The 23,494-nt window shown below is 70.5% G+C and carries 28 protein-coding genes; 14 read left to right on the plus strand and 14 right to left on the minus strand.

From position 1 onward, the window contains the following. Window positions 1–22: 22 nt before the first annotated feature. Complete coding sequence (locus HL652_RS04490) at window positions 23–784, minus strand: phage regulatory protein/antirepressor Ant (RefSeq protein WP_216604007.1); 762 nt, start codon at window positions 782–784, stop codon at window positions 23–25. Continuing rightward, the gene (locus HL652_RS04495) at window positions 781–1,110 is read right to left on the minus strand and encodes a helix-turn-helix domain-containing protein (protein WP_216604008.1); all 330 of its coding nucleotides are present in this window, start codon (window positions 1,108–1,110) and stop codon (window positions 781–783) included. Before HL652_RS04495 ends, HL652_RS04490 begins: the two co-directional genes overlap by 4 nt. A 39-nt stretch (window positions 1,111–1,149) precedes the next feature. On the opposite strand from HL652_RS04495, the gene HL652_RS04500 reads away from it, so the two are divergent. Next, on the plus strand, window positions 1,150–1,458 hold the full coding sequence (locus tag HL652_RS04500; protein WP_171704185.1) for an XRE family transcriptional regulator: 309 nt from the start codon (window positions 1,150–1,152) through the stop codon (window positions 1,456–1,458). 97 nt (window positions 1,459–1,555) lie between these two features. On the opposite strand, the gene HL652_RS04505 is transcribed toward HL652_RS04500, so the two are convergent. Together HL652_RS04505 and HL652_RS04510 are read right to left on the minus strand one after the other, a co-directional pair. Beyond that, window positions 1,556–2,467, minus strand: a complete 912-nt coding sequence (locus HL652_RS04505) for a hypothetical protein (protein WP_171704186.1) — start codon at window positions 2,465–2,467, stop codon at window positions 1,556–1,558. Between the two features lie 72 nt (window positions 2,468–2,539). Next, a complete protein-coding gene (locus tag HL652_RS04510; protein WP_171704187.1) occupies window positions 2,540–2,782 on the minus strand; it encodes a hypothetical protein in 243 nt (80 codons plus the stop codon). 60 nt (window positions 2,783–2,842) lie between these two features. On the opposite strand from HL652_RS04510, the gene msrA reads away from it, so the two are divergent. The 5 genes from msrA to HL652_RS04535 all read left to right on the plus strand — a co-directional run bounded on the left by msrA (window position 2,843) and on the right by HL652_RS04535 (window position 7,068). Beyond that, entirely contained in the window at window positions 2,843–3,370 is a 528-nt protein-coding gene (gene msrA / locus HL652_RS04515) for a peptide-methionine (S)-S-oxide reductase MsrA (protein ID WP_171704188.1), read from the plus strand. 118 nt (window positions 3,371–3,488) lie between these two features. After that, a complete protein-coding gene (locus HL652_RS04520) occupies window positions 3,489–4,142 on the plus strand; it encodes a single-stranded DNA-binding protein (RefSeq protein WP_171704189.1) in 654 nt (217 codons plus the stop codon). A 139-nt stretch (window positions 4,143–4,281) separates the two neighbouring features. Further along, on the plus strand, window positions 4,282–4,887 hold the full coding sequence (locus HL652_RS04525) for a DUF6993 domain-containing protein (protein WP_253743640.1): 606 nt from the start codon (window positions 4,282–4,284) through the stop codon (window positions 4,885–4,887). A gap of 2 nt (window positions 4,888–4,889) precedes the next feature. Then, window positions 4,890–6,572 carry an energy-dependent translational throttle protein EttA gene (gene ettA, locus HL652_RS04530; RefSeq protein ID WP_171704190.1) on the plus strand — a complete coding sequence of 561 codons (1,683 nt, stop codon included), beginning with the start codon at window positions 4,890–4,892 and terminating at the stop codon, window positions 6,570–6,572. 13 nt (window positions 6,573–6,585) lie between these two features. Beyond that, complete coding sequence (locus HL652_RS04535; protein ID WP_171704191.1) at window positions 6,586–7,068, plus strand: acyl-CoA thioesterase; 483 nt, start codon at window positions 6,586–6,588, stop codon at window positions 7,066–7,068. Window positions 7,069–7,110: 42 nt separating this feature from the next. Here HL652_RS04535 and HL652_RS04540 read toward each other — a convergent pair whose 3' ends face one another. Continuing rightward, the gene (locus HL652_RS04540) at window positions 7,111–7,992 is read right to left on the minus strand and encodes an acyl-CoA thioesterase (RefSeq protein WP_171704192.1); all 882 of its coding nucleotides are present in this window, start codon (window positions 7,990–7,992) and stop codon (window positions 7,111–7,113) included. Window positions 7,993–8,065: 73 nt separating this feature from the next. Between HL652_RS04540 and HL652_RS04545 the strand changes: the two genes are divergently transcribed. Beyond that, entirely contained in the window at window positions 8,066–8,749 is a 684-nt protein-coding gene (locus HL652_RS04545) for a hypothetical protein (RefSeq protein WP_171704193.1), read from the plus strand. Between the two features lie 103 nt (window positions 8,750–8,852). Here HL652_RS04545 and HL652_RS04550 read toward each other — a convergent pair whose 3' ends face one another. From HL652_RS04550 to pepN, 4 genes are all read right to left on the minus strand, one after another. Continuing rightward, on the minus strand, window positions 8,853–10,514 hold the full coding sequence (locus HL652_RS04550; protein WP_171704194.1) for an FAD-binding dehydrogenase: 1,662 nt from the start codon (window positions 10,512–10,514) through the stop codon (window positions 8,853–8,855). Window positions 10,515–10,553: 39 nt separating this feature from the next. Then, the gene (locus tag HL652_RS04555; RefSeq protein WP_171704195.1) at window positions 10,554–10,967 is read right to left on the minus strand and encodes a globin; all 414 of its coding nucleotides are present in this window, start codon (window positions 10,965–10,967) and stop codon (window positions 10,554–10,556) included. A gap of 75 nt (window positions 10,968–11,042) precedes the next feature. Then, a complete protein-coding gene (locus HL652_RS04560; protein ID WP_171704196.1) occupies window positions 11,043–12,086 on the minus strand; it encodes a mechanosensitive ion channel family protein in 1,044 nt (347 codons plus the stop codon). A gap of 139 nt (window positions 12,087–12,225) precedes the next feature. After that, the gene (gene pepN / locus HL652_RS04565; protein ID WP_171704197.1) at window positions 12,226–14,772 is read right to left on the minus strand and encodes an aminopeptidase N; all 2,547 of its coding nucleotides are present in this window, start codon (window positions 14,770–14,772) and stop codon (window positions 12,226–12,228) included. A gap of 93 nt (window positions 14,773–14,865) precedes the next feature. Between pepN and HL652_RS04570 the strand changes: the two genes are divergently transcribed. Then, entirely contained in the window at window positions 14,866–15,477 is a 612-nt protein-coding gene (locus HL652_RS04570; RefSeq protein ID WP_171704198.1) for a mycothiol-dependent nitroreductase Rv2466c family protein, read from the plus strand. On the opposite strand, the gene HL652_RS04575 is transcribed toward HL652_RS04570, so the two are convergent. Next, the gene (locus HL652_RS04575) at window positions 15,474–16,154 is read right to left on the minus strand and encodes a DUF4184 family protein (protein WP_171704199.1); all 681 of its coding nucleotides are present in this window, start codon (window positions 16,152–16,154) and stop codon (window positions 15,474–15,476) included. The two genes, HL652_RS04570 and HL652_RS04575, sit on opposite strands and share 4 nt — an antisense overlap. Before the next feature lie 70 nt (window positions 16,155–16,224). Here HL652_RS04575 and HL652_RS04580 point away from each other — a divergent pair, with 70 nt between their 5' ends. From HL652_RS04580 to HL652_RS04595, 4 genes are read left to right on the plus strand one after another with little or no spacing between them, the layout of a single operon-like run. Continuing rightward, window positions 16,225–16,713, plus strand: a complete 489-nt coding sequence (locus tag HL652_RS04580; protein ID WP_171704200.1) for a ribose-5-phosphate isomerase — start codon at window positions 16,225–16,227, stop codon at window positions 16,711–16,713. Between the two features lie 14 nt (window positions 16,714–16,727). Continuing rightward, window positions 16,728–17,783, plus strand: a complete 1,056-nt coding sequence (locus HL652_RS04585) for an Fpg/Nei family DNA glycosylase (protein ID WP_171704201.1) — start codon at window positions 16,728–16,730, stop codon at window positions 17,781–17,783. Between the two features lies 1 nt (window position 17,784). Continuing rightward, a complete protein-coding gene (locus tag HL652_RS04590; protein ID WP_171704202.1) occupies window positions 17,785–18,429 on the plus strand; it encodes an FMN-binding negative transcriptional regulator in 645 nt (214 codons plus the stop codon). Beyond that, the gene (locus HL652_RS04595) at window positions 18,426–19,988 is read left to right on the plus strand and encodes an amidohydrolase (protein ID WP_171704203.1); all 1,563 of its coding nucleotides are present in this window, start codon (window positions 18,426–18,428) and stop codon (window positions 19,986–19,988) included. Before HL652_RS04590 ends, HL652_RS04595 begins: the two co-directional genes overlap by 4 nt. Before the next feature lie 98 nt (window positions 19,989–20,086). Here HL652_RS04595 and HL652_RS04600 read toward each other — a convergent pair whose 3' ends face one another. The 4 genes from HL652_RS04600 to HL652_RS04615 form a co-directional block, all read right to left on the minus strand. Further along, entirely contained in the window at window positions 20,087–20,572 is a 486-nt protein-coding gene (locus HL652_RS04600) for a Dps family protein (RefSeq protein ID WP_171704204.1), read from the minus strand. A 94-nt stretch (window positions 20,573–20,666) separates the two neighbouring features. Further along, window positions 20,667–21,140, minus strand: a complete 474-nt coding sequence (locus HL652_RS04605; protein WP_171704205.1) for a hypothetical protein — start codon at window positions 21,138–21,140, stop codon at window positions 20,667–20,669. A 59-nt stretch (window positions 21,141–21,199) separates the two neighbouring features. Continuing rightward, window positions 21,200–22,000: a nitroreductase family protein gene (locus HL652_RS04610; RefSeq protein ID WP_171704206.1), complete on the minus strand. Its 801-nt coding sequence runs from the start codon at window positions 21,998–22,000 to the stop codon at window positions 21,200–21,202. Window positions 22,001–22,002: 2 nt separating this feature from the next. Then, window positions 22,003–22,353 carry a hypothetical protein gene (locus tag HL652_RS04615; protein WP_171704207.1) on the minus strand — a complete coding sequence of 117 codons (351 nt, stop codon included), beginning with the start codon at window positions 22,351–22,353 and terminating at the stop codon, window positions 22,003–22,005. An 83-nt stretch (window positions 22,354–22,436) separates the two neighbouring features. On the opposite strand from HL652_RS04615, the gene HL652_RS04620 reads away from it, so the two are divergent. Together HL652_RS04620 and HL652_RS21885 are read left to right on the plus strand one after the other, a co-directional pair. Beyond that, window positions 22,437–23,162: a hypothetical protein gene (locus HL652_RS04620; RefSeq protein ID WP_171704208.1), complete on the plus strand. Its 726-nt coding sequence runs from the start codon at window positions 22,437–22,439 to the stop codon at window positions 23,160–23,162. Window positions 23,163–23,351: 189 nt separating this feature from the next. Then, complete coding sequence (locus HL652_RS21885) at window positions 23,352–23,486, plus strand: hypothetical protein (protein WP_256371288.1); 135 nt, start codon at window positions 23,352–23,354, stop codon at window positions 23,484–23,486. Window positions 23,487–23,494 lie beyond the last annotated feature (8 nt).

The raw sequence follows: 23,494 nt of genomic DNA on the forward strand, positions 1-23,494 counted from the left end.
ATCGCCAGACGCCGCAGCGCCCTCACGACGCCACCTCGACTTCGAAGAGACCGTCGCGAGGCGCGTACCGATTGATGAAGTACACCTGGCCCTTACCAGTCACCCGGGTCGTCTTACGGATGTGCGTGTCCCCACCAGCAGGCTGACCGACGCCCTCCGCGATCTCGAACAGGCCGAGCTCCATCGACTTCTGCGTCGGCATGTTCCGATCGATCCCGCGGCGACGGATCAGATAGCCCTCCTGCCGCAGCGTCTCGAACAGACGGCGCTCACCGGTCTGGACACCCTTGCTGCGCAGGATTGTCGCGAGCTCTCGAACGAGAATCGTCGTCTTCGACGCCGCCACGCTGTCCGCGAAGTGAACCTTCGGCGCCTCTAGCGCGTGCTGGGCCTTCAGCGCCTCGTGAGCCTCGACCTCAGCCGCATAGGCCCGCAGAGCATCCGGCAGGGTCCGCGGCACCGACATGTCCGCGATCTGCCGAGCCATCTCGAAGAACGCCTTCACCAGCGCCTTCTTGAACTCACGGACCTGAGACGTGTTCCGCTGGAACGTCATCAGCAGCGTCGCCTGCGGCTCATTCAGCAGTGCGATGCGAACAGGGTTGCCACCTCCGGGCAGCGGTCGCATTTGAAATGCGACCGCCCCAAACTCCTCGAAGTCGGCGATGTTGTTGCCGATGAGCTGAAGCACGGCTCGGTGCTCCACGCCAGCGCCGGCCGCGATGGTCTCGGACGAGACGACCAGCGACCCGTCGTCCACCTGGGCGATCTCGACGGCGCTCATGCGACACGCTCCTCAGCGGCGTCGATCTCCTCGGGCTTGGGGAAGAAGCGCTCTACGGGAACACGCATCGCCAGAGCGAGCTTCAGGATCTCGTCGGCCTTGAACGAGATGCGGCCTGCGTAGCGCTCACCCAGCTGAGTCCGGGAGATGCCGATAGTCAGCGCTGTGCGCTCCTGGGTATACCCCTTCTCGGCGGCCACACCGCGCACCTTGTCGGGGATCCCTATCCGTGATTCAGTCATGTCCGACAGCATGAACGGAATTCCGACAATGCACAACAGGCAGAACTGGCGTGTTGCCGGATTCTCCGACTCGCTGGAAGGCACTTGTTGTCAAAGTGTCCGGAAACCCATACACTCTTCGGCATGAGCATTCAGAACAACGTCACGCCCTTCGCCGACGAGACTCGTCTCCTGCGCCGCGCACGAGGAGCGTTCGTGAAATCGATGATCGACCAGGAAGAGCGGTCAGCACGGTTCGTAGCGATCCGTATCGGGCTCAACCCCACCTCGATGGGGGAGCGCCTCAAGGGACAGTCACCGTTCCTGGCCGACGAGCTCGAGCACATCGCTCGCGTGCTGCGAATCGACCCCGTGAAGTTCTACGGCGACTACATCGCCGTCACCGCCACCGGCAACCCTGCCGACGACGCGAAGGTGCAGCAAAAGGATTAGAAGGCCGGTGCTCTATCCACTGAGCTACAGGGGCGACGCGAAAAGCGTACTACGGGCCGGGCGGGGAGTCCGCTCGGCCCGTAGTCACTCTGGGCGGTCAGTCGTGGGAGCCGCCGCGCGGGGGGAAGGCGTTCACCGGGGGAGGGAGTTCGCCGGCGGCGCGCGATTCGCCGGGGTCGGTGGTGAGCTCGAGGTCGCCGAGGCCGTTCGAGGTGGCGCGGCGGTCGACGCCACGCGAGCCGGTGCCCGAGGCGACCTGCTGCACGGTGGGCCGCGGCTCGTGGGTGGGCGGCAGCGGTGCCGACGGGTGCATGCGGGAGGTGTCGACCGGAACGGCGACGGTGGGGGTGCCGATGCTCGAGGCCGAAGCCGCCGGAGCGCCCGAGCCCACCGGGCTCGCCGCCGCTGCGCCGGCCCCGGCCGGCGAGCCGCCCTGCTGGTCGGCGTACTGGTTGTGGTGCTGCTGCGCCACCCAGGCGTCCTGCTGGGCGAGCAGCTCGCGCTCGGCCGAGTCGCCCTGGGCGGCCCAGCGGTCGAGGTCGCTCTGGAACACCTTGCGCGCCCGGCCCGGCCGCTGCTGCCAGTCGACCAGGCGGTCGCGGAACTCGATGACCGCCGGCTCGATCTGGTAGCCGAAGGTAGCGGAGTTGCGCTTCATCTCGGCGAGCGCGTGCGCCGCCCAGTTGGCCGCGACATCGGAGCCCTTGATGGGGAGCAGACGCACCTGGATGTCGGCCTGCCCGGTCGCGCGATCGGAGAGAATCTGCTCCTGCGGGGTGAGGGAGTTCCACACCGAGGCTTGCTCGGCGGCGTCGATGAGCGCGGCGATGGCCGAGACCCGCAGCTCGCGGTCGTGCTTGGCCAGGAGGCGCTTGACGGCCGAGTGCGCGACCCAGGCTGCGATGAGGCCCGCCACGATGATCGCGGCGGCAGGCAAGACGATGCTCGACACGACGTACTCGCCGTCGGCCGAGTACAACCAGCGAGCGAAACCATTCCACCATTCCATGTGCGGCACACTACCCGCGCATCTCGGGCCCGGCGCTCCGACGGGCCGGTGTGGGAGGAACTGTGATCTGCGTCAGCGCAGGCACTCCATCGCCTCCTCCGCCGAGGCGAATTCGCCGATCGGCACGACCACGAGCGAGGGCAGCAGCCGCTTCGCCGTGAAGCGGCGGCCGACGGGCTCGCCGGGCTGCCCGTGCTCGCCGTCGCGCAGCTCGACGTAGCCGAGCACGTGGCCGGAGGCCGCGGTGACCCTCCAGTAGCCCTCGCGGACGCGGCGGAGGGCGGGGCGACCGGTCGTGATGCTGGATGCGTTCATGAGGGCAGGCTACGGCGCACCACCGACATCGGGCCCGTCAGCTCCCCGTAGACTCCGGGCATGACAACTTTCGTTCTCGCAGGAGGCTGCTTCTGGTGCCTCGACGCCGTCTACCGCACCCTCGAGGGCGTGAGCGACGTGGTCTCGGGCTACACCGGCGGCAGCGTGCCGAACCCCACGTACGAGCAGGTCTGCACGGGCACCACCGGGCAGGCCGAGGCGGTCGCCGTCACCTTCGACCCCGAGGTCATCCCGGCCGACGTCATCCTCGACGTCTTCTTCACCCTCCACGACCCGCGCCAGCTCAACCGTCAGGGCAACGACATCGGCACGCAGTACCGCTCGGCGATGTTCTACGACGGCGAGGAGCAGAAGGCGCTGTTCGAGGAGTCCCTGACGCGCGCCGCCGACCTCTGGGACGGCGGCATCGTCACGACCCTCGAGCCGCTCGGCGAGTTCTATCGCGCCGAGGAGTACCACCAGGACTTCTTCGCCAAGAACCCCGGTCAGGGCTACTGCATGGCCGTCGCACTGCCGAAGGTGAACAAGGTGCGCAAGGCCTACGCCAGGTACATCAAGGCGGCCTGACTTCTCCACAGTCCACGACGCCCGCGCCCTCGTCCACAGATCGAGGTCGCGGGCGTTCGTCGTCCCGGACCGTCTCGATACTCGTTGCATTCATCAACCGAACTGCAAGGAGCATCCGATGCCCGACCTCATCACCGTCACCGGAGTCGTCGCGACCACGCCCCGTCACGTCACGACGAACTCGGGTCTCGAGATCACGAGTTTCCGCCTGGCCTCCACCCAGCGCCGCTACGACCGCGACCAGAAGAAGTGGGTCGACGGCGAGACCAACTGGTACTCCGTGTCGGGCTTCCGGCACCTCGCGCTGAACCTCGTGGGTTCGCTCCAGGTCGGCCACCCGCTGGTCGTCTCCGGGCGCCTCCGCATCCGCACGTGGGACAACGGCGAGCGCACCGGCACGAGCGTCGAGATCGAGGCGGATGCGGTGGGTCACGACCTCGCGCGGGGCACCGCCGTGTTCACCCGGGTGCTCGCCAACCCCGGGCCTCCCGGTGCGCCGACGGCGACGGATGCTGCGGCTGGGCCGGCAGAGGCCGTCTCGGTGGCCGCGGTGCCGGGTGGCGACGTCGACGCCGCCGGCTGGGCGGCACCTGGGCTGGGTGGCTCGCTCAACGGGCTCACCGGCGCGTTCGACCCTGCCGCCCTCCCCGGTGTCGACGGCCACGACCACGACGACACCGGCAACGCGACGGACGACGAGGGCCCCGAGGGGGTGTCCGAGCCGTTCGACCCCGCCGAGAAGTCCGACGACGACGCCCTCCTGCCGTTCTGACCGGTGGCAGAGGCGCAGGGGGTGGCGCGCTGGCCGGACTCTCAGGTGGTGGGCGTCGGGGTGCGCATAAACTCGGGGAGGCTCAAGAGCCCGGCGCGACGATCGCGCCGATGCAGCGATCGAGAGGACACGGCCCACGATGCGGACCACAGCGGGAGCGGTCATCACCCCATCGCGAGGTGGCCGCGGCCGCACCCCCGGGGCCGCTCGCTCCGGTACTGCGCGCTCCGGTGCGGCGCGTTCCCGTGCCGTTCGCTCCAGTGCCGCCCGCTCGGGAGCCGTGCTGCTCCTGGCGCTCGTGGCCGCGGGACTCTCGGGGTGCGTCGGGGGCAGCGGCGGAGACGACGCCGGCCAGAGCACGGCGGCGCCGAGCTCCGCGGGCTCGGCCCCCGCCACCTCTGCCCCGCCCACCAAGACCGCCGCGCTCAACCCCGGTGGGTCGGCAGCCGACAACCAGCCCTTCTTCGACCAGGTCAACCGCGCCCTCATCGCGGCGAACCCCGAGGCAGGAGGAGTCGAGATCACGAGCAACCTCCGCGACAACGGCTTCGACATCACCGCCATGCAGGTGACCGTCGACACCACCACGGTCGGTGTCGAGGCCGACTCCATCCAGTTCTCGGTGAAGTGGGGCGACGACTGTCTCATCGGGCAGTACGGTCACGGCGAGTACACCAGCATGGTCGCACCCGCCCTCGGCACCGGGACGTGTCTGATCGGTCAGACCCGGCCCATAGACTGGTAGGCATGGCCGAATACATCTATTCCATGGTGCGCGCCCGCAAGGCTGTGGGCGACAAGCTGATCCTCGACGATGTCACCATGGCGTTCCTCCCGGGCGCCAAGATCGGTGTGGTCGGCCCGAACGGCGCCGGTAAGTCGACGATCCTCAAGATCATGGCCGGCCTCGACACCCCGTCGAACGGTGAGGCGAAGCTCACCCCCGGCTTCACCGTGGGCATCCTCATGCAGGAGCCCGAGCTCGACGAGAACAAGACCGTGCTCGAGAACGTGCAGGAGGGCGTCGGTCCCATCAAGGCCAAGCTCGACCGCTTCAACGAGATCAGCGCCGAGATGGCCGAGCCCGACGCCGACTTCGACACCCTGCTGGCCGAGATGGGCACCCTGCAGGAGGAGATCGACGCCGCCGACGCGTGGGACCTCGACTCCCAGCTCGAGCAGGCCATGGACGCCCTGCGCACCCCGCCGGGCGACTACGAGGTGAAGAACCTCTCCGGTGGTGAGAAGCGCCGCGTCGCCCTCTGCAAGCTGCTGCTGCAGAAGCCCGACCTGCTGCTCCTCGACGAGCCCACCAACCACCTCGACGCCGAGAGCGTGCTCTGGCTCGAGCAGCACCTCTCGCAGTACCACGGTGCCGTGCTCGCCGTCACCCACGACCGGTACTTCCTCGACCACGTCGCCGAGTGGATCGCCGAGGTCGACCGCGGGCGCCTCTACCCCTACGAGGGCAACTACTCCACCTACCTCGAGAAGAAGCGCGAGCGCCTCGAGGTGCAGGGCAAGAAGGACGCGAAGCTCGCCAAGCGCCTCTCCGAAGAGCTCGACTGGGTGCGCAGCAACGCCAAGGGCCGCCAGGCCAAGTCGAAGGCCCGCCTCGCCCGCTACGAGGAGATGGTCAGCGAGGCCGAGCGCACCCGCAAGCTCGACTTCGAGGAGATTCAGATCCCGGTCGGCCCGCGCCTCGGCGCCCAGGTCATCGAGGCGAAGAACCTCAAGAAGGGCTTCGGCGAGCGTGTGCTCATCGACGGCCTCTCGTTCACGCTCCCGCGCAACGGCATCGTCGGCGTCATCGGCCCGAACGGTGTCGGCAAGTCGACCCTGTTCAAGACCATCGTCGGCTTCGAGCCGCTTGACAGCGGAGACCTGAAGATCGGCGAGACGGTCGACATCTCCTACGTCGACCAGTCGCGCGGCGGCATCGACCCGAACAAGACGCTGTTCGAGGTGGTCTCCGACGGGCTCGACTACATCCAGGTCGGCAAGACCGAGGTTCCGGCCCGCGCCTACGTGTCGACCTTCGGCTTCAAGGGCCCCGACCAGCAGAAGAAGGCCGGCGTGCTCTCGGGCGGTGAGCGCAACCGCCTCAACCTCGCCCTCACCCTCAAGCAGGGCGGCAACCTGCTGCTGCTCGACGAGCCCACCAACGACCTCGATGTCGAGACCCTCGGCAGCCTCGAGAACGCGCTGCTCGAGTTCCCCGGCTGCGCCGTGGTCATCACCCACGACCGGTGGTTCCTCGACCGCATCGCCACGCACATCCTCGCGTACGAGGGCACCGAGGAGAACCCGTCGAACTGGTACTGGTTCGAGGGCAACTTCGAGGCCTACGAGGAGAACAAGATCGAGCGCCTCGGCCCCGACGCGGCGAAGCCCAACCGCTCCGCCTACCGCAAGCTCACGCGCGACTAGCGGGAGCGCCGCCATGCGCCTGCACGTGCCGATCCAGTTGCGCTGGTCGGATCTCGATGCCTACGGGCACGTCAACAACGCGTCGATGCTGAAGATCCTCGAAGAGGCGCGCGTGTTCGCCTTCTGGGTCGACGGCGATCTCACCTCACCCGACCAGGCGGCCTGGTCGACGGCGGTGATCGACGCCGGCCCCGAGGCCGACACGAAGAGCGTCATCTCGCGCCAGGAGATCGAGTACGTGCGCTCGATGCCTTACATCAGGCAGCCGATCGACGTCGAGCTGTGGATCGGGCACCTCGGCGGCGCCAGCCTCGACGTGTACTACGAAGTGAAGACCCCCGAGGGCGTCGAGCCGCGCCTCACCTTCGTGAAGGCGTCGACCACCCTCGTGCTCGTCGACGCCGCCACCGACCGACCCCGCCGCATCAACGCGCACGAGCGCGAGGCCTGGGAGCCTTACCTCGAGGAACCCCTCACCTTCCGCCGCCGCTCCTGAGCCGCCGCTGGCGGACTCAGCGAGCGGACTCCGCGGGCGGCTTCACCCCCGCGGCGCCGGCCGCCCGGCCCGCACCATCCCCTCCTGAGCCACCGACGCGATGAGCCGCCCGCCCCGGTCGTAGATCTCGCCGAGCGAGAGCCCCCGCCCGCCACTCGCGCTGGGCGAGCGCTGCGTGTACAGCAGCCACTCGTCGGCCCGCGCGAACCTGTGCCACCACATCGCGTGGTCGAGGCTCGCCATCTTGAGGTCGGGCCGCGCCCACGACATGCCGTGTCGGCGCATCACCGGCTCGAGGATCGTGTAGTCGCTCGCGTACGCGAGCGCCGCACGGTGGATGTTCGGGTCGTCGGGGAGGCGCCCCAGCGCCTTGATCCACACGGCCTGGTGCGCCACCCGCTCGCCCTCGACCGTGAAGTAGATGGGGGAGGGCACGTGGCGCATGTCGAAAGCCCGCTCTTCGGCCCACGAGCGGGCGATCGGGTGGTCGACGGCGGCGAGCGACTCGACGGCGCTCGGCAGGGCCTCGGGGTCGGCGATGTCGTGGGGCATCTCCACCTGGTGCTCGAAGCCCTCGTCCTCGATCTGGAACGACAGGATCGCCGAGAGGATCGGCACCCCGTTCTGGTACGCCTGCGTGCGCCGGGTCGAGAACGAACGCCCGTCGTGGATGCGGTCGACGGCGAAGGTGACCGGGGCGGTGGCGTCACCCGGGCGCAGGAAGTAGCCGTGCAGCGAGTGCACCGCCCGCTCGGGGTCGACGGTGCGGATGGCCGCCACCAGCCCCTGCGCCAGGATCTGACCCCCGAACACCCTGCCGCTCGGCATCCACTGCGACGGGCCCGTGAAGATGTCTTCGGTGGTGCGGGCCCCGGTGTCGACGAGGTCGAGGGTGGTGAGGAATCCGGCGAGGGGATCGGGCATGGTGCCTCCGGTCGGCGACGCGGGCGCGCGGGGCGCCCGGAACGGGTGCTGTGAAGTAGTTTAGACAGCAGCAATGGTCAACACGCTCAGCCTCATCGACGCCGCCTCCCTCGGTGACCTCAAGGTCTACCTCGGGCGCGCGGCGCGCGTCGACGGTGGCGCTGCGGTGCGGCTCATCGGCGGCATGGGGGTGCTCGCGGCCTACACCGCGTCGCTCACCCCGAAGGGCCTGCTCGACAGCACGCCCACCGTGCTGGGCCTCCGCACCTTCGCGCTCTCGCATCCGGAGCCGTTCGACGTCGTCGTCGCCATCAGGCCCCTGCTCGACCGCCTGGCGCAGGCGTCGGTGATGAGCAACGCCGCCGAGGGCAACGTCGAGGTGCCGCTGCCTCCCGTCGAGGGCGGGGTGGCGTGGGCGGGCGTGAGTCCGCCGCGCGGCGGCTGGGTGCCGACCGGCAAGCTCGACCCGCGCGTGCTCGAGGAGGCCGCCCGCAAGGGCATCGCCGAGGTGGCCGCGGGAGTGCCCGCCGACCCCGGCGAGCACCTGGTGCACCGGGTGCGCTCCGAGGTGTGGGGGCGCGACCTGCCGGTGAGCGTGGGGGAGACGGATGACCCGACCCTGCGCATCCCCGCCGGTGCCGCCTTCTGTGCCGTGAGCCTCGGCTTCGTGAAGCTCGACGACCCCGTCTCGGTGTTCACCTCCGGCGGGTGGTCGCGCCTGTCGATGAAGCGCGGCCACGTCCTCGTGCGCCGCTGACCCGCCCCCGCTGCACGTTTCTCCCCGACAAAGTCCGGGATAACTGCAGTCTTCACGGACTTTGTCGGGGAGAACGTGCACGCGGGCGCGAAGCGCCGCGCCCTCACCCCACCCGCGCCGCAGCCCGCCCCGCGGCCCGCCCCGAGAACAGGCACCCCCCGAGGAACGTGCCCTCGAGCGCCCGGTACCCGTGCATCCCGCCCCCGCCGAACCCGCTTGCCTCACCCGCGGCGTACAGCCCCGGCACCGGCTCGCCCGCACTGTCGAGCGCCCGCCCGGCGAGATCGGTCTGGATGCCGCCGAGCGTCTTGCGCGTCAGCACGTGCAGCTTCACCGCGATGAGCGGCCCCGCGGCCCGGTCGAGCAGCCGATGCGGCTTCGCCACCCTGATCAACCGGTCGCCGAGGTAACTCCGCGCCCCCCGGATGGCCGTCACCTGCGCATCCTTGCTGAACGTGTTGCCCAGCTCCCGGTCGCGCGCGTACACCTCGCGCCGCACCCGCTCCACGTCGAGCGGCCCGCCCTCGCCGCCCGGCTGCAGCCCGACCATGCCGTGCAGGAGTTCGGGCAGGCTCGACGCCACCACGAAGTCGGCACCCCGCTCCTTGAACGCCTCGACGGGCCCGGGAGCTCCCGGCCTCACCCGCTGCGCGAGCAGCTTGAGGTCCTTCCCCGTGAGATCGGGGTTCTGCTCGCTGCCCGAGAGGGCGAACTCCTTCTCAATGATGGCCTGCGTCAGCACGAACCAGCTGTGGTCGTGCCCCGTCGCCAGGATGTGTTCGAGCGTCGCCAGCGTGTCGAACCCCGGGAACAGCGGCGTGGGCAGCCGCCGCCCGGTGGCGTCGAGCCACAGCGGCGACGGCCCTGGGAGGATGCGGATGCCGTGGTCGGCCCACACCGGCGCATGGTTCGCGATGCCCTCGGTGTAGTGCCAGTGCCGGTCGGTGTTCACGAGGCGTGCGCCGGCGCGCTCGGTGATGCCGAGCATCCTGCCGTCGACGTGGGCGGGAACACCGGAGAGCATCGACCCGGGCGCGCGACCGAGCCGCGCAGGCCAGAGCTGCCGCACGAGCTCGTGGTTGCCGCCGATGCCGCCGCTCGCGACGATCACCGCGCCGGCGCGCTCCTCGAACGACCCCACCTCGTCGCGTGAACTCGCCTCCCCGCGCGCGGCAGTGCTCGGGCCCAGCACGGCGCCCGCGGCCCCCACCACCGCGCCGCCCTCGACGATCAGCTCGTCGACCCGGTGACGGTGCAGGATGCGCGCACGACCCTCCGACAGACCCTCCCGGAAGCGACGCACGAACGGGTCGAGCACGCCCGGCCCGGTGCCCCAGGTGATGTGGAAGCGGGGAACGGAGTTGCCGTGGCCGGTGGCGAGCCCGCCGCCGCGCTCGGCCCAGCCGACCACCGGGAAGAACCGCACCCCGCGCGACCGCAGCCAGGAGCGCTTCTCACCCGCGGCGAACTCCAGGTAGGCCTCGGCCCAGCGGGAGCCCCAGTCGTCTTCGGGCCGGTCGAAGGCGGCGCTGCCGAGCCAGTCCTGGCGGGCGAGGTCGAGGGAGTCGCGCACGCGCATCCGTCGTTGCTCCGGGCTGTCGACCAGGAAGATGCCGCCGAACGACCACCAGGCCTGCCCGCCGAGGGAGGCCGCAGGCTCCTGCTCGAGCACGGTCACGCGCTTGCCGGCGTCGAGCACCTCGCACGCGGCGACGAGCCCCGCGAGGCCCGCTCCCACCACGACGACGTCGGTCGATGAGGGCATGGAGACTCCTTCGTCAACGGGACGGGAGGCCTGCCCGCCTCACTCGTCGAAGGTATTCACCATGGCATGCGCGGCGCGCTCGAGGTAACCCCAGAGCAGATCTCTGTCGGCGGGCGACAACTCGATAGAGTCGACCGCCACCCTCATGTGTGCGAGCCAGCGGTCGCGGGCGTCGGGGTTGACCTTGAACGGGTTGTGGCGCATGCGCAGGCGCGGGTGTCCGCGCTGCTCGCTGTAGGTGCCCGGCCCGCCCCAGTACTGCTCGAGGAACATCGTGAGGCGCTCGACCGCGCCGTCCCAGTCGTCGGCGGGGTACATCGGCTTCAGCACCGGGTCGGTCGCGACGCCCTCGTAGAACTTCGACACGAGCGCGACGAAGGTGGGGTGCCCGCCGACCTGCTCGAAGAAGGTGCGCTCGGGCTGCTCCGGCCGCTTGGGGGTGAGCTCGATCATGGGTTCCTCGGAGGTCGGGTGGGGCGGGTCACGTCGTCGGGGCGGGTCGGGCGGGGCAGGGCGGGCGACCGCCCGTCAGTCCGCAGGGCCGTCGCCGCCCGGCTTGGCCCCGCGCGGTTTGCGGAGCCCGCGGGGCGGGGGTGTCTCGGCAGGAGCATCCGTCGCCGTCGCGATGGGCTTCGTGCGTGGCGGCCGCGCGCCGCGCACGCTCGCCGCGCCCTCGAAGCCCGAGAGCACCACGGAGTTGAGCGAGGGGAGCGTCACGTCGATCGCGTCGAGCGCCCGCTTCAGCCTGATGCGCAGCTCGCGCGCCACGTCGTCCTTCGCCGAGGTGCGCGTCTTCACCACGAGGCGGATGACGAGGGCCTCCGCCGAGATCGACTCCAGACCCCAGATCTCGGGCCGCTCGATGATGCGCGAGCGCCACTTGGGTTCGTCGGCCATCTCGACGGCGGTGGCGAGCATCCGTTCCTGCACCAGGTCGAGGTCGGCGTCGTAGGGGATGGCGAGGTCGATGATGGCCCGCGACCAGCCCTGCGACATGTTGCCGACCCGCAGGATCTCGCCGTTGCGCACGAACCACAGCGTGCCGTTCACGTCGCGCACCTGCGTGACCCTGATGCCGACCGCCTCGACCACGCCCGTCGCCGGGCCGAGGTCGACCACGTCGCCCACGCCCAACTGGTCTTCGAACACCATGAACAGGCCGTTCAGCACGTCTTTCACGATGTTCTGCGCGCCGAAACCGAGGCCGGCGCCGAGGGCTGCGGTGAGCAGGGCCAGCGACCCGATGATGTTCGGGTCGATGGTGGTGATGACGAGGATGATCGCCACGACCACCACGGTGACGTTGATGACGTTCGTCAGCACGGTGCCGATGGTGCGCGTGCGCTGCACGATGCGCACGGCGGCGAGCGGCGACGCCACGAGCGCCTGCGTGTCGGTGACGTTCTGCTTCTTCTTGACGCCGGAGACCACCTGGTCGACCAGGCGTTTCACCGCGTACAGGAGGATGGCGCGCGCGATGACCGCGACGACGATGATGATCAGAATGCCGATGGGTACCTGCCAGTCCTCGTAGAACGAGTTGACGGCTCCCCAGAAGGTGTCCCAGTTCATATGCCTCCGAGCCTACGCGCGTCGCCTTGGCGGCAGGTGTGTGGGGGCGGGTGAACGGTATGAGAAGCGCTGCGCCGAGCCCCCTCCAGGCTCGACGCCACGGTTCTCATACCGTTCGCCGCGCAACCGCGCGCGCCCGCTAGCGCTGGTCGCGCGCCTGCGCCGCCAGCGCCCGATCGACCCCCGCGAGGTTCTCGATCACGATGCGGCGGAGCGCGGGCGGCTCGGGGTTGGCGTCGAGCCAGGCGGCGGTGGCGTCGCGCAGCTCCTGGTTCGCGAGGGCCGCCGGGTAGAGCCCGTTGATCACCGACGACGCGATGGCGTAGCTGCGGGTCTCCCACAGCGTCTGCAGCGACTCGAAGTAGCGGCCGACGAGCGGCTCGAACAGCGTCGGGTCGCTCGCCCGCTGGAAGCCGAGGCCGGTGGCGCGCACGATCGCGTTGGGGGCGGTGTCGACCGCCACCAGCGAGTCGAACGCCGCGGTCTTGCCTTCGAGCGTCGGGATCGCCGCGCGGGCGTGGGCCGCCGACTGGGCACCGGAGGCCGTGTTGTCGGCCTCGAGCGTCGCCGCGATCTCGGCCTCGCCCGCCTTGCCGCCCGCCACCAGGGCGATGAGCAGCTCCCAGGTGAGGTCGGTGTCGATCTCGAGTCCCTCGAGCTCGACCGTGCCGTTGGCGAGGTGCCCCACGTTCTCCAGCTGCTCCTCCGTGGTGGCGAGAGCGGCGAAGAACTTCACGAACTGGAACTGCGCGTCGGAGCCGGGCGCCGCGTCGAGCGCCAGCTTCCACAGCGCGGTCGCGGCCTCCGCGATGGTCTCGTCACGCGCATCCGGTGCCACATAGCTCGAGGCGGTGAGCACGAGCTGACCGAGCACGGTGCGGATGGTCGTCGACTCGGTCTCGGTGGCGATGTTGCCGAGAACCAGGCGCACGAAGTCGCGGGCCGGGGTCTCGGCGTCGCGGGTCGAGTCCCAGGCGGAACCCCACACGAGCGATCGCGCGAGGGGCGACTCGATGGAGGCGAGGTGGTCGATGGCGGTGTCGAGCGAGTAGCCATCGAGGCGGATCTTCGCGTACGCCAGGTCGTCGTCGTTCAGCAGCACGAGCGCCGGCCGTGCGCGGCCCTTCAGCTCGGGCACCTCGGTGCGTTCGCCGTCGACGTCGAGCTCGACGCGGTAGGTGCGCACGAGCTTGCCGTCTTCGATGTCGTAGAAGCCGATCGCGAGGCGGTGCGGGCGGATGGTCGGCCACTCCAGCGGCGCCTCCTGCAGCACGGCGAACGAGGTGATCTCGTCGTTCTCGTCGTACTCGATGGCGGGGCGCAGCGTGTTGACACCCGCCGTCTCGAGCCACAGCTGCGACCACTCGGTGAGGTCGCGGCCGCTCGTCTTCTCGAGCTCGACGAGCAGGTCGGTGAGCTCGGTGTTGGCGAACTGGTGCTTGTTCACGTAGGCGGCGACACCCTTCATGAACTCCTCCTGGCCCACCCAGGCCACGAGCTGCTTCAGCACCGAGGCGCCCTTGGCGTAGGTGATGCCGTCGAAGTTCACCTGCACGGCTTCGAGGTCGTTGATGGGGGCGACGATCGGATGCGTCGACGGCAGCTGGTCTTGCCGGTAGGCCCAGCTCTTCTCCATGGCGGCGAAGGTCGTCCACGCCTCCTTCCACTCCGTCGCCTCGGCGGCGGCGAGGGTCGACATGTACTCGGCGAACGACTCGTTCAGCCACAGGTCGTTCCACCAGCGCATGGTGACGAGGTCGCCGAACCACATGTGGGCGAGCTCGTGCAGGATGGTGATGACCCGGCGCTCGCGCACCGCATCCGTCACCTTCGAGCGGAACACGTAGGTCTCGGTGAAGGTCACCGCACCCGCGTTCTCCATGGCGCCCGCGTTGAACTCGGGGACGAAGAGCTGGTCGTACTTCGCGAAGGGGTAGGGGAAGTCGTACTGCTCCTCGTAGAAGGCGAAGCCCTCGCGGGTCTTCTCGAAGATGTAGTCGGCGTCCATGTACTGCGAGAGGGATGCGCGGCTGAACACCCCGAGCGGGATGACACGGCCGTCGGCGCTCGTCAGCTCGCTGCGCTCGACCACGTAGGGGCCGGCGACCAGGGCGGTGATGTAGGAGGAGATGCGGGGGGTAGGTTCGAAGGCCCAGGTCTTGCTCTGGCCGGCCACCGCATCCGTCGGCTCGGGGGTGGGGGAGTTCGACACGACCTCCCAGTAGTCGGGGGCGGTGACGGTGAAGGCGAAGGTGGCCTTGAGGTCGGGCTGCTCGAACACCGCGAACATGCGGCGGGAGTCGGGAACCTCGAACTGGGAGTAGAGGTAGACCTCGTCGTCGACCGGGTCGACGAAGCGGTGGAGGCCCTCGCCGGTGTTGGTGTAGATCATGTCGGCGTCGACCACGAGCTCGTTCTCCGCCTGCAGCGAAGGCAACTGGATGCGCACGCCGTCGCTCACCTCGGCCGGGTCGAGCGACTCGCCGTTCAGGGTGACCGCGTGCACGGTGCGGGTGATGGCGTCGACGAAGGTCGAGGCGCCCGGCGTGGCGGTGAAACGGATGGTGGTGGTGCTGCGGAACGTCTCGGGACCTGTTGTGAGGTCGAGCACGACGTCGTAGCTCGAGGTGTCGACGATCGCGGCACGCTCGCGGGCTTCTGCGCGGGTGAGGTTTTCTCCAGGCACTTGGCTCTCCTATTCGATTGCGTCTTCAGCCTAGTCAGATGCGGGTCGGCGGCCAGGCGGATCTCTGTCGGTGGCGAGTGGTTGGATGGGGGCATGACTACCGAGAAGACCGCCGTCGATTTCTGGTTCGACCCCTCGTGCCCCTGGGCCTGGATGACCTCCCGCTGGGTCGACGAGGTGGCCGAGCACCGCGACCTCGACGTCACCTGGCACATCATGAGCCTGGCCGTGCTGAACGAAGACCGCGACGACATCCCCGACTCCTACAAGGCGTTCTTCCCGCGGGCGCTGCGCTACACGCGGCTCGTGGCCGCCGCCTCCGAGCTGCACGGGCCCGAGGTGGTGAAGCCGCTGTACGACGCGCTCGGCACGCGCATCCACCCCGGCGGTTCGCTCGACCCCGACGAGGTCATCCCCGCGGCGCTCGCCGAGGTGGGGCTGCCCGCGTCACTCGCCGCCTACTCCGAGAGCGACGAGTACGACGAGCAGATGCGCGCCTCGCACTTCGACGGCATCAACCGGGTCGGCCAAGACGTCGGCACCCCCGTCATCGCCGTGAACGGCACCGCGTTCTTCGGCCCGGTCATCAGCCCGGCCCCCACGGGTGAGATCGCGCTGACGCTGTGGGACGGCGTGGTCGCCGCCGCCTCCTACGACGGCTTCTTCGAACTCAAGCGCTCCCGCACCCGCGACCCCCAGTTCTAGAGCACGATGCGTGCGGTCGTGACGAGCATGATCGCCAGGAGTGCCGCGGTGGTCGTCCAGAAGGCCGCCAAGACGAGCGGATGCGCCCGGCCCGAGCGGGGGCCGGCGCCGGCCCCCGGGGTGCGTGGGTGACGGAGAAACCACCACAGCGCGTAGCCGACGAGTCCGGCGAGGCCGAGCGCGGAGCTCGCGTACTGCAGCCAGGCGGCGACAGGAACGCCGGCGACAGGTGCGTCGAGAACGGGGAGGGCGGCACCCAAGCGGCCGGTGTGGGTGAAGGCGTCCCACACGATGTGGGTGAGGATGCCGATCACCGCTGCCAGCACGGCGCCACCGATGGTCGCTGCCGCCGAGCGGCCGCGGTCGCGCCAGAGGGTGCGAGCGCCGTCGGCGGGGGAGCCCGCCCAACCCGGCGGAAGGCGCTCGCCGAGGGCGCGGGGGAGTACGCCAGGCAGCACCGGTCGCGCCACGATGCGCCACAGTGCGAAGATCGCGAGCGCTACGGGCAGATCGACCAGCAGGAGCCCGGGCCAGCCGTGTGTGACGCCGTACCCGTGACCGGCGCTCACGAACAGCGGGAGGTCGGGCGTCATCGCCCCGATGGCCACCGCGCCGGCCGGCAGCGGCGTGCGCACGAACGGAAGCGCCGCGACTGCGTGGCTGATCGTGAACGGCACCGGCGCAGCCTAACCCGCCTCCGTGGCACGACGCCGGGTGCGAGTCGGAGGGGCGCAATATGCTGAGGGGATGCGCATCCACATCGGCACCGATCACGCCGGACTCGAGTTCAGCCGTCACATCAACGAGCACCTCACCGCCCTCGGCCACGAGGTCGTCGACCACGGGCCCGAGAGCTACGACCCCATCGACGACTACCCCTCGTTCTGCATCAACGCCGCGCACGCCGTGGTCGAAGACCAGCGGGCCGGCGTCGAGTCGCTCGGTGTGGTGTTCGGGGGCTCGGGCAACGGCGAGCAGATCTCGGCGAACAAGGTGCAGGGGGTGCGCGCGGCCCTGGTGTGGAACGAGTCGACCGCGAAGCTCGCCCGCCAGCACAACGACGCCAACGTCATCTCCATCGGCGCGCGCCAGCACACCGTCGAGGAGGCCACCGCCCTCATCGACTTCTTCGTGAACGAGCCGTTCTCGCTCGAGGAGCGGCACGTGCGGCGCATCGCGCAGATCGCCGAGTACGAGACCACCGGCACCATCACCGACCGCGTCGTCGACGCCTAGGCGTCGGAGCAACCGTGCCCGAGGGCCATTCCGTCCACCGCATCGCCCGCCAGTTCGCCCGCAACTTCGTGGGCCGGCAGGTCTCGGCGAGCTCCCCGCAGGGGCGCTTCGCCGAGGGCGCCGCGCTGCTCGACGGCCGCACCATGACGGCGGCCCGCGCCGTGGGCAAGCAGATGTTCCTCGAGTTCGGCGACGACCTCTGGCTGCGCGTGCACCTCGGCATCTACGGCGCCTGGGACTTCGCCGGCGAGATCACCGCCGACGCCACCATCCGCTCGGCGGGCGGCCGGATGGGCCAGACCAATCAGCGGGGAACGGATGCGGCAGCCGGTGACGGCGGCGACTCCCCGGCCGACATCCTGGGCCGTCAGGGCGAGGGCACCCTCGACGAGCTGGCGATCGACGACGCCGACGGCGAGGACTCGATCAGCTCCATCGGCGCCCCCCGCCGCTCGCGCCTCCGCATGTCGGAGCAGGAGAAGGAGGGCGAGGAGCTCACCGAGTTCCCGCCCCCGCCCGTGGGTGCCGTGCGCGTGCGCCTGCTCACCGACACCGCCGTCGCCGACCTCCGCGGCCCCACCGCCTGCGAGGTGCTCGACCCCGCCCAGGTCGCCCAGGTGATCGCGAAGCTCGGGCCCGATCCGCTGCTTGACGCCTCCACCGAGGCCGAGCAGCGCTTCGTCGACGCGGTGCGCAAGAAGCCCACGGTCATCGCGCTCCTGCTCATGGACCAGTCGGTGGTGAGCGGCATCGGCAACGTCTACCGCGCCGAGATGCTCTTCCGCGCCCGCCTCAACCCGCACACCCCCGGCAAGCTCGTGCCCGAGGAGACCGCGCGGGCGCTCTGGCGCGACTGGGCGTACCTGCTCGACCTCGGCGTGCGCACCGGCCAGATGATGACCATGGACGACCTCTCCGACGACGACTACGTCAAGGCCATGGCCAACCGCGCCGACCGCCACTGGGTCTACAAGCGCGAAGGGCTGCCCTGCCGCGTCTGCGGCACCCACATCGTGCTCGAGGAGCTCGGCGGCCGCAAGCTGTACTGGTGCCCGAAAGACCAGGCCTGAGATGCGCCACAACCCCGTCTTCGAGCTCACCGACGAGAACGAGATCCGCCGCCTCGTGCGCGAGAACCCGTGGGCCACGATCGTCTCGACCACCTCGAAGGGCCTCGTCGCCTCGCACTACCCGGTGCTGCTCGACGAGCGTGACGGCGCATCCGCTGGCCTCGCCCTGCTCAGTCACGTCGGTCGCCCCGACGAACGCCTGCACGAGTGGGGCGAGCACGAGGTGATGGTGGTCATTCAGGGCCCGCACGGCTACATCTCCCCGGGCTGGTACGACGCGAACCCGGCGGTGCCCACCTGGAACTTCGTCACCGCCCACCTCTACGGCGTGCCCGAGATCCTGCCAGCCGACGAGAACCTCCGGGTGCTCGAACAGCTCGTCGACCACTTCGAAGACCCGATGCCCGAACCGAGACGGATGCGCGGCACCGCCGAGAACTCCGAGTACGCCGACCGCATCTCGGCCGGCACCGTCGGCTTCCGTCTGCCCGTCAGCCGCTTCGTCGCCAAGGTGAAGATGAGCCAGAACCGCCCGCCCGAGACGGTCGGGCGCATCGTCGCCGAGCTCGACGGCGACGGGCCCTACGCCAGCCCCGCGCTTGCGGCCGAGGTGCGGCGGGCGAATCCCGGGGTCTTCGGAGCATGAGTTCGGTGCTGCTGACGGATGCGCGGCTCGCCGGCGGGGACGGCTCGGCTGTCGACATCACCGTCATCGACGGAGTGGTCACCGCGATCGTGCCCGCAGGCCGTGCCGGTTCGGCGATGCCGGCGACGACGCCCGCGGACCGGATCGCCCTCGACGGCCGCTGGGTGCTGCCGGGCCTCTGGGACGAGCACGTGCACTTCACCCAGTGGGCCTCCGTCTCGCGCCGACTCGACGTCTCCGCCGCGGCCTCCGCCGCCGAGACCGCCGCGCTGGTCGGCGACGCCCTCCGCCGGGCGGCGTCCCGCCCCGCCGGAGCACCCAGCGAGCTCGGCGAGCCCGGAGCACCCGAGCTCCTCATCGGCTACGGCTTCCGCGACGCGCTCTGGCCGGACACCCCCTCTGCCGCACTCCTCAACGCGGTGTCGGGCGCGCATCCGGTCGTCCTGGTGTCGGGAGACCTGCACTGCTGCTGGCTGAACACGGCGGCGCTCGAGCGGTTCGGGCAGGCCGGGCATCCCGACGGCGTGCTGCGCGAGGAGCCCGCCTTCGCCGTACATCGCGCGCTCGACGACGTGCCCGTCGCGACGAGCGACGCCTGGGCGCGCGAGGCCTCGCAGGCCGCCGCAGCCCGAGGGGTCGTGGGCATCGTCGACCTCGAGATGGCCTGGAACCACGAGGTGTGGTCGCGCCGGCTCGCGGCCGGGCACGACCTTCTGCGGGTCGAGTTCGGCGTCTACCCGCAGCACCTCGACCGGGCGATCGCCGAGGGGCTGCACACGGGCGACCCGCTCGACGCGGCCGCGCTCGTGCGGGTGGGTCCGTCGAAGATCATCACCGACGGCTCCCTCAACACTCGCACGGCGTTCTGTTTCGACGAGTACCCGGGTCTCGAGGGCCGGCCGGAGTCACGCGGGCTGCTCACCGTGCATCCCGACGACCTCCTCGAGCTGCTGCGCCGGGGGAGCGCGGGCGGACTCACCCCGGCGGTGCACGCCATCGGCGACCACGCCAACGCCCTCACCCTCGACGCCTTCGAAGCGCTCCGGGCCGAGCGACCCGCCGACGCACCTGCCCCGCGCCGCCGCTCGACCCTCGAACACGCGCAGCTGCTCGCCGAGAGCGACTTCGAGCGTTTCGCCCGCCTCGGCGTGGTGGCGAGTGTGCAACCCGAGCACGCGATGGACGACCGCGACGTCGCCGACCGCTTCTGGGCCGGCCGCACCGGCCGCTCCTTCGCCCTCGCGAGCCTCCTCGCCGCGGGCGCCGAACTCGCGCTCGGCTCCGACGCCCCCGTCGCCCCGCTCGACCCGTGGGTCACCCTCGCGGCAGCCGTCGGCCGCACCCGCGACGGGCGGGAGCCGTGGCATCCGGAGCAGCGCATCCCCGTGGGTGCCGCCCTCGCCGCCTCCGCCCGAGGCCGCACCGGGGTCGCCGTCGGTGACCCCGCCGATCTGGTCGCGGTCGACCTCGACCCCTTCGACGCGGCTCCGGATGCGCTCCGCACCATGCCCGTCGCCCTCACCCTGCTGTCGGGTCGGGTCACCCACAGCGCCCTCTGACGCCTGCGGGAGCGGCGCGCCAGACGACTGAGCCCGCCCGAAGACGCGAAAAGGCGGGCGCCTCCAGGGGGAGACGCCCGCCTCGGCGGGGGAGCGGGTTACGCGGCGACGTGCGCGAAGAGGAACCAGCGGTCTTTGTCGAGGCCGCGGGCGATCTCGATGGCGACGTCTTGCGAGGTCGGGTCGATCTCGCCGAGTTCCTTCACCGCCTTGTTCACGACGGTCAGCGCCACGTCGATCTGCGCGATGACCGCGGTGATCACCGCGTCGGACTTCTGGAAGCCTGCGGGGAACTCCGCGGCGGTCGACTTCGCGGCGACGGTGCCGATGCGGGCGTCGAGGGGGAGGCCCAGGGCGACGACGCGCTCGGCGGCGGTGTCGGCGTAGTCCTGCACGTGCTCGACGACCGAGTCGAGAAGCTCGTGCACACCGATGAAGTTGGCGCCGCGCACGTGCCAGTGCGCCTGCTTGCCGTTGACCGCAAGGGCCTGGAGCTCGACGACGACCGGTGCCAGGAACTGCGCCGCGGCCGCTGCCACGTCGGGGCTGGTGGTGCTCGTAGGAGTGGTGATTACCTCGGTCATGATGTGTCCTTCCCTGTGCCGGTACTACAAAAGTACTCAGCTGAGGGAAGCCCGCAAGCAAGCTGAGGCTGGGCTAAAGCAAGCTGAGGCTGGGCTAATTCGGCGTCGCAGCGGGGAACGGCGCCCGGAAGTAGGCGTTCGAGCGGGGCAGGTAGAGCGTGACCAGCGCCACCAGCAGCACGAGCGCGTGGGCGATGGCGACACCCGGGAAGGTCTGCAGCTCCGACCAGACGCCGACGAGCCCCAGCAGCCCCAGGATGGTGAGGGTATTGCGGGCCCACACCCTGCCGCGCAGCATGTACACCGAGCAGATGATGCGGAAGATCGCGATCACCGCGGTGAACACCCCGATGCCGATGAGTACCGACACGGCCACCACCGCCTCGTCGTTCTCGATGCCGACGACGTCGGGGATGATGCCCGCGATCACGGCGATGGCGATCCCGGTGAAGATGCCGAAGATGGCCTCGGCGAGCCACAGCCCGAACGAGAGCTTGATCTCGGCCGGTGCGGCCTCGAGGGCGGTCTCGCCCGTGAACTCGGGGCCGGAGAGGTCGCGATCGGTCATGCGTCGACCCTATCGGGCGGGGCGATCCTCCCGCGCGCCCCGCTCGGGGGCTTGTGCGGCTACGCCGACGGGTCGTCCCACGCGGTCTCGGGGGTGTCGCAGCTGTTGCGGAAGACGTACTGCGACGGCAGCTTGCGCTCGTGACTCGACCAGTCGATGGCTGGCCGCTGCGCATCGGCCGGAAGGTAGCCCAACCGGTACACGGCCATCAGCTCGAGCTCGTCGGGAACCCCGAGCAGCCGCTCGATCAGCGCCCACTTGCCCGGCACCTCCATCGGGAACGACACGAACTGGATGCCCATGCCGAGTTCGACGGTGGTGAGCCAGACGTTCTCCATCGCCGCGCCCATGCTGAACACCGAATAAAAGGAGCTGAGTTCGCCCGGCCGGTACTCGGAGCGGTCGAGCATGACCCCGAGCAGCAGCGGCGACCCCGCCACCAGCTTGCGGTTTTCCTCGCCGAGGGTCTGGGGCACCCGGAACGAGTTCATGAGCTTTTGGCCGCGGGGCGTGAACACCTGCTTCGTGAACGGCCGCAGCACCGCGGGCAGCTTGTCGAAGAGCATGCCGCTGCGCTTCTCGGCCATCTCGTCGGCACTGAACCTGAAGTACGGCTTGTAGCGCTCGAAGAACGTGCCGTTCGACATCGCCTCGGTCATGCTCTCGCCGCTGATGGTGGCGATCTCGTCGATGACGCGTCGCTCGTCGACGATCACGAACCGCCAGGGCTGGCTGTTGAGCTGCGAAGGAGCGCGGCCCGCCACCTCCATCAGCAGGCGCTGGTGCTCGAGCGAGACGGGCTCGGGGCTGAACGGCCCGTTCGTGGTCTTGCGCCGCCGCACGACGTCGAGAAACTCCATGGCTACTTCCTCCAGGCGAGCACGAGGGCCGCGGCGTAGAACGGGGCGGCCACGAGCGCGAGCGCCGCATGGCCGCGGGTGCGCGCACTGATGCGCGGAATGAGGGTGAGCGGCACGGCCGCGGGCAGCAGGGCCAGCGCAGGGCGCGCATCCGTCTCCTCAGCTCCACGAGCCCTCCGCAGCAGCGTGACCCCCGCGGCGGTGCCGGCCAGGATGCTCGTGACGATGTAGAGCGCGTGGTGCACCCAGCGGAACCTCCCGGTGTGCACCGCCCCCGTCGCCACCGAGACGCCGAGCCCGCAGTTGAGCAGGTAGGCCGTGGCCGCCGCCGTGAAGAGCAGACGTGGTCCCATGGCGTCAGACTACGCCGAGGTGAGGAGTGAACGGGGCCGGGGTGCGCATCCGTCTGCCGTCGCCCGGTGCCAGACTGGGAGGAATGCCCTCGTCTGCTCCGTCTCCCGCTTCCGCCGCGCTCGGCGGTGCCGCACCGGCCTGGGCGGCGGCCGTTGTCGCGGCGCTCGCCGTGGTCGTCGCGCTGCTGCCGGGGCTCCTCGTGCTCGGGGCGGTGCTCGGCGCGGCCGGTCTCGCCCTCGGCGTCGTCGCGCTGGCGTGGCGCACCAGCCGGCCGCGGATCGCCGGGGCTGCGGCCGTGGTCTCGGCAGCCGTGCTCGCCGTGTCGGTGGCGGTCGGGGCGGGCGCGGTCTCGTCGGGCGTGTCGCGGCTCGCCGCCGAGGCGGGCGCCGAGGGCTTCGGTGGCCCGGTGGCCGGTGCGGCTCAGCTCGACACGGTGGCCGCGCGCTTCGGCCAGACCGTCACCTACGACGACGGTCTCCAGCTCTACATCGCCGAACCCGTCGCGTTCACGCCGTCAGCGGAGGCGCGGGGCGCCGGCCAGCAGGTGCAGCTCGCCTTCACCATCGTCGTCTACAACGGCACGGATGCCGAGGTCGCGTTGCGTGAGTCGTCGTCGGTGTCTGCGGAGGGCCGGCCGGGCGAGGCCGTCGTCGACCCGGTGAACGGCGCGAACGGGGTGCCGCCCGTGTCGACGCTCGCGCCGGGGGAGACGGTGAGCTACGTGGAGGCGTTCTCGCTCGCCTCCGACGATGTGGTGTTCGCGATCGCCCCCGGGGGCGACTACCTCCCAGCGCGCTTCACACGCTGAGGGGCAGGGCGCGCTTCACACGCTGAGCGCTCACCCGGGGTGAGGTGCGGGGTGAATTGGCTGACCGCCCGCCCTCCGGCCCGCGCGCGTCGGTTAGCGTGAGACCGGTTCGACCGCCCCACCCAGGCGGCGGGGGTGCTCACCCGGCACCCCCGGCGAACCGTCTTCACCCTTCCCCGGAGGTTCCCCATGCCCGAGTCCGAGACCCGTCGCGACGCAGCGCCCGCCGCCGACCGCCGCCTCACCGCCACCGCCGCCTGGGCCGCCGCCGCCGTCGCCCGTGCCGTCGCCGACGCCGCGGAGACCCGCCCCACCCGCGACTAGCACGCCGT

Origin of the sequence: Herbiconiux sp. SALV-R1 (assembly GCF_013113715.1) — a bacterium.
GTDB lineage: Bacteria > Actinomycetota > Actinomycetes > Actinomycetales > Microbacteriaceae > Herbiconiux.